This window comes from Rhodovulum visakhapatnamense (assembly GCF_004365965.1).
GTDB lineage: Bacteria > Pseudomonadota > Alphaproteobacteria > Rhodobacterales > Rhodobacteraceae > Rhodovulum > Rhodovulum visakhapatnamense.
On the sequence record NZ_SOEB01000008.1, the window covers coordinates 124,991 to 138,551 of the forward strand.

The following is a 13,561-nucleotide window of genomic DNA, read 5'->3' on the forward strand; positions in this document are numbered from 1 at the left end:
TTTGCCTGTCAGTCAGCCTTGCGGAAGCAGAGCCGGGTGTCGCCATCGATCCGCGACAGAAGCTCAAGCAGATCGTCACGGGCCAGAGCGGCACAGCCCTCGGTCGGGCCGTAGCCCGGGCTTGCGACATGAATGAAGATCGCGCTGCCCGCACCCGCAACCACCGGATCGTCGTTGAAGCCGAGCACACCGACGATGTCGTAAAGCGCATCCTCGCGCCAGAGCGTCTCGTGACTTTCCGGAAACGGCAGTCTGACCGGACGGTTGTACTCTGGGTGATCCGGGGCGTCGCACCAGCCGTCTCCGGGGGCGATCGCGATGCAGTGCAGGTGCGGCGCTGGCGGGGCCGCGACCCTGTCGGGGCGATAGAGGATGCGGCGGATCGGCCAGCAGCCCTCGGGGCTGATATGGTCCCCCTCCCCACGTTTTTCACCGATGCCGCCGCGTCCGACGGCACAGCGCCAGCGGTGGTCGCCGAAACGCGCCTCCCAGCCGTCCCCTGCAGAGGAAATCACGATGTCCATGACGGGTCTCCTGCTGCGGTTCCTTGGATTGGTGTCTGTGGCGCCGGTCGTCGCCGTGATGCTCGGTGCGGGCCTGCGTGATCGGGAGGCTGCGGCGGGCAGACCGATGACAAGATCATCGCCCATCGGTGCGATGGTTTCCAGCATCATGTATCGGGTGCGCTGGATGCCCCCGTCATCGTTCCGCTCCAGCACGATGGCACCGGCCAGGCGGACGATGGCCGGATCGTTGGAAAAGATGGTCGCCTCGCACCCCCAGGCCGAAGCCGCAGAGACCGAACGCGCCCGGGATCTCGACACGATCCAATCCGGGGGCGTCTTCGCGGGCAGAACGCCCGAACTCCCGACTTGAGCCTGGAAGATCTCGACCGGGCCATTGCGCCCGTCCCCACGAGGACCGGCGCAATGGCCGATACTCTTCGAGTCCGCTTCGGCCGGGTCGAGGCCGAAGCCCGTCTGACAATCCGTCAGCGCGGTGCGACCGTGGGCCGTGGCCTTCCCGCCGGTGGTCCCTCCTTCATTACGAGAGCCCTTGGGGTTGATAGATATGGGTTTCGGGTTGGGCGCCGATCCGTTGTCACGCCGCGTGGTCGGATGATCGGCGCAATCGACATGTTGCTTCGCGTTGCTTCTGGCGATGACCACGCGCGCTGCACGGCAAGACCTTGCGAAGCTCGGATGGGAGAACGCTAACGCCGGCCGCATTTCGTATCGCCGGGGTAAAACCGGCGTCGAGGCTGACCTCCCCATTCTGCCCGAGCTCGCCGCCGAACTGGCCCGCATTCCCGAACCCCAGACGCTCTTTCTGCCGACGCAGGCCGGAACCGCTCATACCGCAGCGGGCTTCGGGAACTGGTTCAAAGCGCGCGCCGCCGAGGCAGGAACCGATGTTCCCTCGGGAAATGTTCACGGGCTTCGAAAAGCGGGCGCGACCCGTCTTGCAGAGCACGGCGCGACCGAATGGGAGATCGCGGCCTTCCTCGCGCACGAGAACACGCGGATGGCAGCGGTCTATGTCCGGAACGCACCGCGCACGAAGCTCGGCGCCGCCGCGCTGGCGCGACTCGACGACCGCAAAAGCCACAAAGGCGTGTCCAACCCTTCCGAAAGGTTGGACAAATCCAGTCAAAAAGACGCCCGTGACAGATACTTGGAAGCGGCCTGGCAGGGGCGGAGGGACTCGAACCCCCGACCCTCGGTTTTGGAGACCGATGCTCTACCAACTGAGCTACACCCCTAGGCCGTGCGCCCGATTAAGATATGCAGTCGGCGGAATCAAGGGGGCTTTTCACCTGACGCACTGGTTTCAGGTCCGGGGCGAAGCCAGGGCTTGCGGCAAGGCCCGCGCGCTTTTCGACAGCGCGCCCTGGACCGGCCCCGACATCAGAGAGACCGCCACGGCCATCGAGGGCCCGACGATGCTGTCGCGGGCCGAGCAGGCCTTCTATTTCTGGCTGGCACGCGACTGGGCCCGGGATGCCGGAGCCATCGTCGATCTTGGATGCTTTGCCGGAGGCTCGACCGCCCGGCTGGCCGAGGGGCGGCGGCAGGCGGGCCATTGCCGCCCTGTCCTGGCCTGTGACCGTTTTACCGCCCCGCCCGAAGTCAGGGCGCAGGTGCTTTATGCCGCAGACATCGCGCCCTTCGAAGGGACCGATCTCCTGGCGCTCGTCCGGCGGCTGCTGGCGCGCCGGCCCGTGACGCTGGTGCCGGACGAGATCCGATCGGCGGTCCGGCCTGGCGGGCCGATCGAGATCCTGACGATCGATGCGGTCAAGGCCATCGACACCGCCGACGCGATTGCCGGGACCTTCTTTCCCGCGCTTCTGCCGGGCGGCGCGGTGGTGGTGCAGCAGGATCGCTTTCACTGGCGCCAGCCCTGGATCGCCGTGCAGATGGAGGCGCTGGCGGGCTGTTTCGCGCCGCTGACGGCAGGCCCGGGCACCACGGCGGCCTTCCTCTGCCTGCGCCCGCCTACGCCCAACGACCTGGCCCGGGCGGCCTGCCATGGCACACGTGACGCAGAACTGGCCTGCGGCCTGACCGCCGCCCGGGCACGGTTCGCGCGGTTCCGCTGCGAGAACGCTTCGACCGGCCCGACCAGGCATTGGCAGCCAATCCGGGCCAGCGCATCGCCTGGCGCCTGCGGCGCTCCGACCAGGCCCGGGAACTGCCGGTCCGACACAAAAAGGGCCGCCCCGAAGGGCGGCCCCGGCTCGCGCTCAGGCGAGACAGATCACTTGATGATCTTGGAGACGACGCCGGCGCCGACGGTGCGGCCGCCTTCGCGGATGGCGAAGCGGAGCTTCTCTTCCATCGCGATCGGCGCGATCAGCTCGACCGTGAACTTCAGGTTGTCGCCCGGCATCACCATCTCGGTGCCCTCGGGCAGCTGAACCGTCCCGGTCACGTCCGTCGTCCGGAAGTAGAACTGCGGACGGTAGTTCGCAAAGAACGGCGTGTGACGGCCACCCTCTTCCTTGGTCAGGATATAGGCCTCGGCCTCGAACACCGTATGCGGCGTCACCGAACCCGGCTTGCACAGAACCTGGCCGCGTTCCACCTGGTCGCGGTCGATGCCGCGCAGCAGCGCGCCGATGTTGTCGCCCGCCTCGCCGCGATCCAGCAGCTTGCGGAACATCTCGACGCCCGTGCAGGTCGTCTTCTTGGTGTCGCGGATGCCGACGATTTCAAGCTCGTCGCCCACGTTCACAACGCCACGCTCGACACGGCCGGTCACAACCGTGCCGCGGCCCGAGATCGAGAACACGTCCTCGATCGGCATCAGGAACGGCTGGTCGATCGGACGGTCCGGCGTCGGGATGTAGGCGTCGACCGCAGCCATCAGTTCCTTGATCTTGGTCTCGCCGATTTCCGGATCGCGGCCTTCCATCGCCGCCAGCGCCGAGCCCGCAACTATCGGAATGTCATCGCCGGGGAAGTCGTAGGAGGACAGAAGTTCGCGCACTTCCATTTCCACGAGCTCCAGCAGCTCTTCGTCATCCACCTGGTCGACCTTGTTCAGGAAGACCACCAGCGCGGGCACGCCCACCTGACGCGCCAGCAGGATGTGTTCGCGGGTCTGCGGCATCGGGCCGTCGGCCGCGTTCACCACCAGGATCGCGCCGTCCATCTGCGCAGCCCCCGTGATCATGTTCTTCACGTAGTCGGCGTGGCCGGGGCAATCCACGTGCGCGTAGTGCCGCGCCTCGGTCTCGTATTCCACGTGCGCCGTCGAGATCGTGATCCCGCGCGCTTTCTCTTCCGGCGCCGCGTCGATCTGGTCGTAGGCCTTGAAGTCCCCGAAGTACTTCGTGATCGCAGCCGTCAGCGTCGTCTTCCCGTGGTCAACGTGGCCGATCGTGCCGATGTTAACGTGCGGTTTCGTCCGTTCGAACTTTGCCTTACCCATCTTGGGCGCCTCATGGATTAGGGGGCCGCCTCCGGGCCCGATTCAACATCGCGGGCTCTCTAGTCTCTGGCCCGCCGGAAATCAAGCGTCAGTTCGCCGGGGACGGGGCCGCCGCCGGGCCGGACGAGAGCGGTTCCGCGGCCGTATCCAGCGGACGCGTCACGATTTCGCCTGCCGATGCGGGCGCCGCGGCGGCCAGCGGGTCGGCTGCCGATCCGGCCGCGACTCCGGCCAGGGCAACGTCGGTCACGGCAGCATCGGGATCGTAGTTCAGCCAGTCCTCGCGGTGCTCGACCAGCCAGCGCTCGATCCGCTTTGCCGCGTTCCGGGCCAGCGCGCGCATCTGCTCGTCCTTGGTCCGCGTCAGCCCGGTGCCGATCAGGGTAGCCCCGTTCAGGCCTTCGCCAACCGACAGCTGCTCGGATTCGGCGTTCAGCTTCTTGCCCGCCGCGTCGTCCCAGAGATTGGCCGACAGCACCAGCATCGATTTCGGTGCCAGCACCACCGGAACGCCCGGCACCGCCAGAGCATAGCCGTCGACCGCGATGCCCAGATGGTAGATCTTGTCGCCGTCATAACGGCCGAAGCGGCGTTCAAGCTCTTCCTTCAGCACCGTCTCCCATTCCTCCGCCGTCGCCTGGCGCGAGGGCGGAATGTCCTTGGCGTTCTTGGCCACGACGATGGCATAGCCCAGCCTGAAATCGCCCAGCGGCACCGGCGGCTCGTCGAGATCGTCCTTGGCGCCGCAGGCCGCTAACAGCGCCAGCGCCGCGACAAGCAGAACGGACCTCAGGGTCGTGAACGGACGGCTCATGGGATCCCCGCAAGATGTTGTATCGCCGACCCGGAATAGCCCAAGGGTCACGGTCACGCAACGCTCGCGCTCAGGTGAAGCGGTTGTCCCTTGGGAAGCCGCGCGGTGCCATCCGCCCGCTGCCCGCGCGCTTGCCCAGCCATTCGGACAGGTCGGCCTCGGTGCGCGTGCGCCCGGCCGGATCGCGCCAGCTGAGCCCGTCGGCCAGGGTGAAGGTGGTGGCATCGACCAGACCGCCATCCTTGTACTTCTGCAACCGGACGCCCTTGCCGCGCGTCATCTCGGGCAGTTCCTCCAGCGGGAAGACCAGCACCTTGCGGTTCTGCCCGACGCAGGCGACGTGATCGCCCGAGACCGCCACGCAGACCCTGGCCACGACCGGCGCCTTGACGTTCAGCGCCTGCTTGCCCGCGCGGGTCTGGGCCAGCACCTCGTCGGCGCCGACAACAAAGCCGTCGCCTGCACTGGAGGCCACCAAGAGCTTTTCGCCGGGGCGATGGATGAACAGCGCGACGATCTCGCTTTCATTGGGCAGATCGACCATCAGCCGCACCGGCTCGCCCATGCCGCGCCCGCCCGGAAGCTGGGCCACCGGCAGGGTGTAGAACCGCCCGTTCGCGCCGAACAGGATCAGCTTGTCGGTGGTCTCGGCCGGGATCACGAAACGGCCCTCGTCGCCATCCTTGAACTTCAGCGCGGACCCGTCGGCCAGATGGCCCTTCATCGCCCGGATCCAGCCCATCTTCGAACAGACCACGGTCACCGGCTCGCGCTCGATCATCGCCTCGATCGGCACCTCGGCCACCTCGGCGGCTTCGGCAAACCGGGTCCGGCGCGCGCCCCCCGGCGCCTTGGCGCCGAAATTCTTGCGGACCTCGCGCAGCTCGTCGGCGATCCGCTTCCATTGCAGATCTTCGTGGTCCAGAAGATCGCGCAGGCCCGCGCGTTCCTCGGTCAGCCGGTCGCGCTCGGCGGTCAGTTCCATCTCTTCGAGCCGCCGCAGCGAGCGCAGCCGCATGTTGAGGATCGCCTCGGCCTGAACCTCGGTCAGCGTGCCCGGACCGTCGGCGGGCAGCGGCGAGACATAGTCGCGATCGGACATCGCCTTGGCGCGCGGCCGCGCCCAGTCCTCGGCCATCAGCGCGGCCTTGGGCTCGTCGTCATAGCGGATGATGTCGATCACCCGGTCGAGATTGAGGAAGGCGATCAGCAGCCCCTCCAGCACCTCGAGCCGATGGTCGATCTTGTCCAGACGGTGCTCGGACCGGCGGATCAGCACCGCGCGGCGGTGATCGAGGAAGGCGCGCAGCACCTCCTTCAGCGAACAGACCTTCGGCGTGCGCCCGTCGATCAGCACGTTCATGTTGAGGCTGAACCGGATCTCGAGATCCGAGTTGCGGAACAGCGTGCCCATCAGCACTTCGGGGTCGATATTGCGCGAGCGGGGCTCAAGCACCAGCCGCACATCCTCGGCGCTTTCGTCCCGGACATCCGCCAGGATCGGGATCTTCTTGGTCTGGATCAGGTCGGCGATGCGTTCGATCAGCTTCGATTTCTGCACCTGATAGGGGATCTCGGTGACCACGATCTGCCACTGGCCGCGCCCCAGATCCTCGACCGCCCATTGGGCGCGCAGCCGGAAACTGCCCCGCCCGGTGCGATAAGCCTGGGCGATGCTGTCGCGCGGCTCGACGATGACGCCGCCGGTCGGGAAATCGGGGCCCGGCACGAATTGCAGCAGCGTGTCGTCATGGGCTTCGGGCGACTTGATCAGATGCAGGCAGGCGCCGACCAGATCGTCGATGTTATGCGGCGGGATGTTTGTCGCCATCCCCACGGCGATGCCGCTCGACCCGTTGGCCAGCAGGTTCGGAAAGGCCGCGGGCAGCACGACGGGTTCTTCCAGCGTGCCGTCGTAATTGGGGCGGAAATCGACCGCGTTTTCCGAAAGCCCCTCCATCAGGGCCTCGGCCGCGGCGGTCAGGCGGGCTTCGGTATAGCGGCTGGCGGCGGGGTTGTCGCCGTCGATATTGCCGAAGTTCCCCTGCCCGTCCACCAGCGGGTAGCGGACGTTGAAATCCTGGGCCAGGCGCGCCATCGCATCATAGATCGCGGCATCGCCATGGGGGTGATAGTTGCCCATCACATCGCCCGAGATCTTGGCCGACTTGCGGAACCCCCCGGTCGCGGACAGCTTGAGTTCGCGCATCGCGAACAGGATCCGCCTGTGCACGGGCTTCATCCCGTCCCGCGCGTCGGGCAGCGCCCGGTCCATGATCGTGGACAGCGCATAGGTCAGATAGCGGTCGCCGATCGCACGGCGAAGCGGTTCGGACACGGCGTCCATCTTGGGGGTGTCGGTGGCGTCTGACATGGGTGTCGTCTAGATAAGGCAAGCAGACAAGTCCAGAGGCGGAACCCGCCTGCCGACCCCGACCCGGCCGCCGCCCCGCGCGTGGCAATTTGGGCGCGAAAAGGGTATACTCCCCTTCTTTTCAGGGAGAACCCCAATGAAACTTTTCGCACCAATCGCCTTGGGCACCGCTCTTGTCCTTGCCGCCCTTCCCGATCCCGCCCTCGCCCAGAACCAGTCCATGTCGGCAGGCACGCAGGCCGGCAGCCATGGCACGCTCAGGGCCACTCCCGGCAGCGGGCCCCGCGTTTCGGTCGGGACCGGATTCGCCATTATCGACATGGGGACCGAGTCGCGGTCCTTCTGCTGCGACGGCTGCAGCAGCGACCCGGGCGGACCGGGGGGCGTGTCCTGTTCGGGCTGCACCGAGGTCGGACCGGTCAGCTGTTCCGGCACGCTGGTGACCTGCGCCGACGATCTTTCGGGCTGCCCGGTGGAATAGCAGGACAGCTCGGGGCTGGACAGGGCGCGCGCCGGATGCCAACAGCGCGTCATGGCACGCAGCGTCCTGATCACCGGCTGTTCTTCTGGCATCGGCCATGATGCCGCCCACGCGCTCGCCGCGCGGGGCTGGCGGGTGTTCGCCACCTGCCGCAAGGACGCCGATTGCGCGCGCCTGCGCGGCGAGGGGCTGGAAAGCTTCCCGCTCGACTACGCCAGCGAAGAAAGCATCGCCGCCGCGGTCGACGAGGCCTTGTCGCGCACCGGCGGCACACTCGATGCACTTTACAACAATGGCGCCTTCGGCTGTCCCGGCGCGGTCGAGGACCTGCCGCGGGACGCGCTGCGCGAGATTTTCGAGACCAACCTCTTCGGGGTGCACGACCTCACCCGGCGGGTGATCCCCGCGATGCGCGCGCAGGGCCATGGCCGGATCGTCAACTGTTCCTCGGTGCTGGGGCTCGTGCCGCTGAAATGGCGCGGCGCCTATTCGGCCACGAAATACGCGCTGGAGGGGTTGACCGACACGCTGCGGCTTGAGATGCGCGACACGCCGATCCGGGTGATCCTGATCGAGCCCGGCCCGGTGACCTCGAAGATCCGGGTGAACTCGATCCCGCATTTCGAACGCTGGATCGACTGGACGGCCAGCGCCCGGGCGGACCAGTACCGCACCTCGCTTCTGCAACGGCTTTACGAGGATCGCGGCCGCGACAGGTTCGAACTGCCGCCCTCCGCAGTCAGCCGCAAACTGGTCCATGCGCTGGAAGCGCGACACCCGCGCCCGCGCTATTTCGTGACGACGCCCACCTACCTGATGAACATCGCGCGGCGGGTCCTGCCGACACCCGCGCTCGACTGGCTGATCGACAAGGGATAGGCGGGACGCAGCGCCCGGGGCATGCGCCCGAAGACACGGCGCGCAACAAACGGCCGCAGAAACCTTCCCTGACGAAATATACTTTCCCGACGCTTTTGGTCTGTTCCCTCGGTTTGAGACTCGCTAACACTCTCCGGAACCATTGACTTGCCCCCGGAGGGGGGCGCGACTGCAAGGGAGACACACGCCGATGAAGGTCCTTGTGCCTGTTAAGCGGGTGATCGACTACAACGTGAAGGTCCGCGTGAAGGCGGACGGAACGGGGGTCGATCTCGCCAACGTCAAGATGTCGATGAACCCGTTCGACGAAATCGCCGTCGAAGAGGCGATCCGCCTGAAGGAAAAGGGTCAGGCCACCGAGATCGTTGCGGTCTCGATCGGGGTCAAGCAGGCCCAGGAAACCCTGCGCACCGCGCTGGCCATGGGCGCGGACCGGGCGATCCTGATCGTCGCCGCCGAGGACATCCATCACGACATCGAGCCGCTGGCCGTCGCCAAGATCCTCAAGGCCGTGGTCGACGAGGAACAGCCAGGTCTGGTGCTCTGCGGCAAGCAGGCCATCGACAACGACATGAACGCGACCGGCCAGATGCTGGCGGCGCTTCTGGGCTGGAGCCAGGGCACCTTCGCCTCGGGGCTCGAGATCGACGGCGACGCGGCCGAGGTCACCCGCGAGGTCGATGGCGGCCTGCAGACCATCAAGGTCAAGCTGCCGGCTATCGTTTCGGTCGACCTGCGCCTCAACGAGCCGCGCTATGCCTCGCTGCCGAATATCATGAAGGCCAAGAAAAAGCAGCTCGACGAGAAGACGCCCGCCGATTACGGCGTCGACACCGCGCCGCGCCTGACCGTGCTGAAGACCGCCGAACCGCGCGAGCGCAAGGCCGGCGTCAAGGTGGGCTCGGTCGACGAGCTGATCGCGAAACTGAAAGACGAAGCGGGGGTGCTCTGATGGCCGTTTTGCTGCTTGCCGAAGTCACCGGGGGCGAACTGCAACTCGACGCGACCGCCAAGGCGGTGACCGCCGCCAGGGCGCTGGGCGAGGTGACCGCGCTGTGCGTCGGCGCCCATGCCAAGGCCGCGGGCGAGGCCGCCGCAAAGATTGACGGCGTGGCCAAGGTGCTGGTCGCCGAGGACGCGATCTACGGCCACCGCCTGGCCGAGCCGACCGCCGATCTGATCGTGTCGCTGGCGGGCGACTATGACCATATCGCAGCGCCCGCGACGACCGATGCCAAGAACATCATGCCGCGCGTCGCCGCGCTCTTGGACGTCATGATCATCACCGATGTCGTGGGCGTGGTCGATGCCGACACGTTCGACCGGCCGATCTATGCCGGCAACGCGATCCAGACCGTCACGTCCTCGGACGCCAAGAAGGTCCTGACGATCCGCACCTCGACCTTCGAGGCGGCAGGCGAAGGCGCGGGCGCCCCGGTTTCGGACGTGGCGGCTGCGGGCAACCCGGCGCTGTCGGAATGGGTCTCGGATACCGCCGCGAAAAGCGACCGGCCCGAACTGACCTCGGCCGGGGTGATCGTCTCGGGCGGCCGCGGGGTCGGGTCGGAAGAGAACTTCAAGCTGATCGAGGACTTGGCCGACAAGCTGGGTGCGGCGGTCGGCGCGTCGCGCGCGGCGGTCGATAGCGGCTTTGCGCCGAACGACTGGCAGGTCGGCCAGACCGGCAAGGTCGTGGCGCCCGAGCTTTACATCGCGGTGGGCATTTCCGGCGCAATCCAGCACCTGGCCGGGATGAAGGATTCGAAGGTCATCGTCGCGATCAACAAGGACGAAGAGGCGCCGATCTTCCAGGTTGCCGATTACGGTCTTGTCGCAGATCTGTTCGACGCGGTGCCCGAGCTGGTCTCCAAGCTCTGAGGGCGCCGCCACTGAACGACAGGCCCGCCGGATCGCACCGGCGGGCCTTTCCATGTCGGCACGCGGGGTGGGTCGGGGTCAAAGCGCGCGCAGCTCGTGCAGCGCCACGGTCAGCACCTCGGCCAGTTCTTCATGCACCGCAGGTCCGGGCAGCGACGCGGCCGCGGCCTGGTCCATCTCGCCATGCACCATGCCCTCGGTGCCCGGGGCAAGCGCTTCGGGGCTGGGCTCGAACTCGATCACCCGGGTGAAATAGGACCGCACCGTGTCCAGCATGTGCTGGGTTACGAATAACGGATCCAGTCCCAGCCCGTCGGATGGCTGATCGCCCTCCGGCGCGCGGCTTGGCAGCCAGAGCAGGATCTTGTCGCCCGGGATGCGCCCCGCAAGCTTGCGCATCCGCGCCTGCCAGGCCATCTGCAATTCGGCCACCACAATCTCGAAGGCCGAGGGCGATTTCTGCTTCAGTACGCTCAGCATGTGGCGGGTGAAGTGGAATTCGGTGAAATCGACGCCGGGATACAGCGCCTTCAGCATCGCCGAGGCACGCAGGAAGCGGTCGTTCCGGCGCGGATGCACCACGTAGAACCGGTTCGACATGTTATGCGCGCCGAGCGCCTGAAAGATCGTGACCTTGGCCCCGGCCACCACGTCCATCAGCGAGACGTCGTTCAGGAAGACGTCGATCCCGGCATTGACGCAGCCCAGATTGACCATCTGCAGCCCGGTCGCCTCTTCGATCAGCGCCGGAAACGGCTTCGGCACGAATTTTCCATAGGTCTCGGTGCCACCCACCACGGCACAATAGGGTTGGTCCAGCGATCTCTTTGGCCCCCTGAACAGCAACCTCGAATTGCCGTAACGGCAAGGGAAGTAGGCCAGCGATCCGCTGCCCATGTTATCGAAGCTCATCTTGCACCCACTCGCGTCTTGCGACTCACCGCTCTTCAGGTTGGGCATGCGGCGTTTCGAAGTCGCTAAAGTTCACATTCTATGGATAACGTCGCCCTTGTGCGGCAGCGCCGCTTCGGCCAATGTGCCGCCAGCAAGGCGGGGGATGCAGATGGACGTCAAGACGGTCGGGGTAGTCGGTGCGGGCCAGATGGGCAACGGCATCGCCCATGTCTTTGCTCTGGCCGGGTACGAGGTCACGCTGAACGACATCTCTGCCGACGCACTGGACCGGGCCCTTGGCATCATCGGCAAGAACCTCGACCGCCAGGTCAGCCGCGAAAAGATCACCGAGGCCGAAAAGCAGGCCGCGCTGGGCCGGATCTCGACCACCACGGTGCTGACCGATCTGGGATCTTCCGACCTGATCATCGAGGCCGCGACCGAACGCGAGACGGTCAAGACGGCGATCTTCGAGGATCTGCAGCCGCATCTGAAACCGACCACGATCCTGACCTCGAACACCTCGTCGATCTCGATCACGCGGCTGGCCAGCCGCACCGACCGGCCCGAGAAATTCATGGGGTTCCATTTCATGAACCCGGTGCCGGTGATGCAGCTGGTCGAGCTGATCCGCGGTATCGCCACCGACGAAGAGACCTATCACTCGCTGCTGAAAGTGGTCGAGTCGTTGGGCAAGACCGCCGCCTCGGCCGAAGACTTCCCGGCCTTCATCGTCAACCGCATCCTGATGCCGATGATCAACGAGGCAGTCTATACGCTGTACGAAGGCGTCGGATCGGTCCGGTCGATCGACGAGTCGATGAAGCTTGGGGCGAACCATCCGATGGGGCCGCTGGAGCTTGCGGATTTCATCGGACTCGATACCTGCCTCGCGATCATGAACGTTCTGCACGAAGGGCTGGCCGATACCAAGTACCGCCCCTGCCCGCTGCTGACCAAATATGTCGAGGCGGGATGGCTGGGCCGCAAGACCAATCGCGGGTTCTACGACTACCGGGGCGAGACGCCGGTTCCCACGCGCTGACCACCCGCCGCGGGCGGAGGACGCCCGTCAGGACGTGGGTATTGTGCCAAGAAGAACAGGGGCCTGGGTCAGGCCAGGGCCAGCGTGCGTTCGCGCAGCCAGGCGACGAAGCCACGCGGATCGCCCACCCAGCGCTCGATCACGTCGCGGTCTATGGGTTCGCCCACGGCGGGGCACTGGGGCCGGTTCAGGGCGTGAACGACCTCGTGCAGCAAAAGCCCCTGGCGCAGCGTCGGCGATAACCGGTTGGCGATCTGATACCAGCGCGAATTGGCGCCGGGAAACCGGACCGGCAGGACCCGGGCGCCCGAGCGCTGGATCAGCTTGGCGGTGAAGGGGTTCCAGCCAGCCTCGATTGCGGGGCCGAAGAAGGTCGGCGACGCGGCGACGACCCCGGCAGGGAACAGCACCACCGCGCCCCCCTCGCCAAGATGCGCCATCGCGGCGCGCCGCATCTCGAGGTTCTGTTCGCGAGCATCTTCGGCATGGGGAAAGGGCACCGGGATCATGAACTCGGCGACCTCGGCCACGCCGGTCAGCAGCGAGCGCGTCAGGATCTTGTAATCGGTCCGCACCCGGCCGACGAGATCGGCCAGCACCATGCCGTCGACCAGCCCATGTGGATGGTTCGCGACGATCACCAGCGGGCCCTCGCGCGGGATCCGCGCCACCTGGTCGGGCGGGGTCGCGACGGCAATGCCCATCACATCCAGCGCCTGACGCCAGAAGGCCTGGCCCCGGGGAACGCCCCGCGCCTCGAATTCGCGCACGAGGCGCAAGAGGGTCAGCTTGCCGGTCAGGATCTCGATGGCGCGGATCGCCTGGGCGCGAAGCGGGTCGGGGAAGGTCCGGGCGTAGGAAAGCTCGCGCGCGTCGTAAGGCGGCTCGGCCGACGGGTCCGCGCGCGGTGCGTTCCGGGCGGGCGCGGTCATCGGCGCGCGGTGGTCAGCCATGTCCTGCATCGGGGGCTCGCGTCACATGTCCTCGCCGAACCGGTTCGCCACCAGGCGTTCCAGCGCATCCGCGAGCTTGGCGGCCTCGGGACCGCGGGTCGCAACCTCGATGCTGGTGCCTTTCGAGGCGGCCAGCATCAGGAGCCCCATGATGGAATCGCCCGACGCACTCATCCCGTCGCGGAACACCTCGGCGCTGGCATCGTGCTCTTCAACGCATTCCACGAACTTGGCCGAGGCCCGGGCATGCAGCCCCTTTTCGTTCACGATCTCGAACACTCGGATCACGCTGTTGCTGGTCAATGGG

12 protein-coding genes, 1 tRNA gene and 1 pseudogene are annotated in these 13,561 nt (G+C 66.6%); 6 read left to right on the forward strand and 8 right to left on the reverse strand.

Annotated features, from left to right (window positions below; genetic code table 11):
- Positions 1–8 precede the first annotated feature (8 nt).
- A complete protein-coding gene (locus EV657_RS22160; RefSeq protein ID WP_243837522.1) occupies positions 9–1,169 on the reverse strand; it encodes a L,D-transpeptidase family protein in 1,161 nt (386 codons plus the stop codon).
- Between EV657_RS22160 and EV657_RS22710 the strand changes: the two are divergent.
- A pseudogene (locus tag EV657_RS22710) lies at positions 1,162–1,491 on the forward strand (tyrosine-type recombinase/integrase); the annotation flags it as partial. The gene EV657_RS22160 and the pseudogene EV657_RS22710 sit on opposite strands and share 8 nt — an antisense overlap.
- Before the next feature lie 195 nt (positions 1,492–1,686).
- On the opposite strand, the gene EV657_RS09430 reads toward EV657_RS22710, so the two are convergent.
- From EV657_RS09430 to EV657_RS09445, 4 genes are all read right to left on the reverse strand, one after another.
- Positions 1,687–1,762 (reverse strand) — tRNA-Trp (locus EV657_RS09430).
- A gap of 998 nt (positions 1,763–2,760) precedes the next feature.
- Positions 2,761–3,936, reverse strand: a complete 1,176-nt coding sequence (gene tuf, locus EV657_RS09435) for an elongation factor Tu (RefSeq protein WP_113669937.1) — start codon at positions 3,934–3,936, stop codon at positions 2,761–2,763.
- An 88-nt stretch (positions 3,937–4,024) separates the two neighbouring features.
- Positions 4,025–4,750 (reverse strand): hypothetical protein, encoded by a 726-nt coding sequence (locus tag EV657_RS09440; RefSeq protein WP_113668995.1) that lies wholly within the window; start codon positions 4,748–4,750, stop codon positions 4,025–4,027.
- Positions 4,751–4,820: 70 nt separating this feature from the next.
- On the reverse strand, positions 4,821–7,124 hold the full coding sequence (locus EV657_RS09445) for a DNA topoisomerase IV subunit A (RefSeq protein ID WP_134077734.1): 2,304 nt from the start codon (positions 7,122–7,124) through the stop codon (positions 4,821–4,823).
- Between the two features lie 136 nt (positions 7,125–7,260).
- Between EV657_RS09445 and EV657_RS09450 the strand changes: the two genes are divergently transcribed.
- The 4 genes from EV657_RS09450 (at position 7,261) to EV657_RS09465 (ending at position 10,362) form a co-directional block, all read left to right on the forward strand.
- A complete protein-coding gene (locus EV657_RS09450) occupies positions 7,261–7,605 on the forward strand; it encodes a hypothetical protein (RefSeq protein WP_113668997.1) in 345 nt (114 codons plus the stop codon).
- Positions 7,606–7,656: 51 nt separating this feature from the next.
- Complete coding sequence (locus EV657_RS09455; protein WP_134077735.1) at positions 7,657–8,484, forward strand: SDR family NAD(P)-dependent oxidoreductase; 828 nt, start codon at positions 7,657–7,659, stop codon at positions 8,482–8,484.
- A 190-nt stretch (positions 8,485–8,674) separates the two neighbouring features.
- A complete protein-coding gene (locus tag EV657_RS09460; protein WP_075784636.1) occupies positions 8,675–9,436 on the forward strand; it encodes an electron transfer flavoprotein subunit beta/FixA family protein in 762 nt (253 codons plus the stop codon).
- Positions 9,436–10,362 carry an electron transfer flavoprotein subunit alpha/FixB family protein gene (locus tag EV657_RS09465; RefSeq protein WP_075784635.1) on the forward strand — a complete coding sequence of 309 codons (927 nt, stop codon included), beginning with the start codon at positions 9,436–9,438 and terminating at the stop codon, positions 10,360–10,362. Before EV657_RS09460 ends, EV657_RS09465 begins: the two co-directional genes overlap by 1 nt.
- A gap of 78 nt (positions 10,363–10,440) precedes the next feature.
- On the opposite strand, the gene EV657_RS09470 is transcribed toward EV657_RS09465, so the two are convergent.
- Positions 10,441–11,274, reverse strand: coding sequence for a DUF6473 family protein (locus EV657_RS09470; RefSeq protein ID WP_075784634.1), 834 nt, complete (start codon positions 11,272–11,274; stop codon positions 10,441–10,443).
- Positions 11,275–11,425: 151 nt separating this feature from the next.
- On the opposite strand from EV657_RS09470, the gene EV657_RS09475 reads away from it, so the two are divergent.
- On the forward strand, positions 11,426–12,301 hold the full coding sequence (locus EV657_RS09475; protein WP_075787478.1) for a 3-hydroxybutyryl-CoA dehydrogenase: 876 nt from the start codon (positions 11,426–11,428) through the stop codon (positions 12,299–12,301).
- A 68-nt stretch (positions 12,302–12,369) separates the two neighbouring features.
- Here the strand turns inward: EV657_RS09475 and EV657_RS09480 are convergent, their stop codons facing one another.
- Both EV657_RS09480 and EV657_RS09485 read right to left on the reverse strand, forming a co-directional pair.
- The gene (locus EV657_RS09480) at positions 12,370–13,254 is read right to left on the reverse strand and encodes a lysophospholipid acyltransferase family protein (RefSeq protein WP_371412540.1); all 885 of its coding nucleotides are present in this window, start codon (positions 13,252–13,254) and stop codon (positions 12,370–12,372) included.
- 21 nt (positions 13,255–13,275) lie between these two features.
- Complete coding sequence (locus tag EV657_RS09485) at positions 13,276–13,557, reverse strand: HPr family phosphocarrier protein (RefSeq protein ID WP_075784633.1); 282 nt, start codon at positions 13,555–13,557, stop codon at positions 13,276–13,278.
- Positions 13,558–13,561 lie beyond the last annotated feature (4 nt).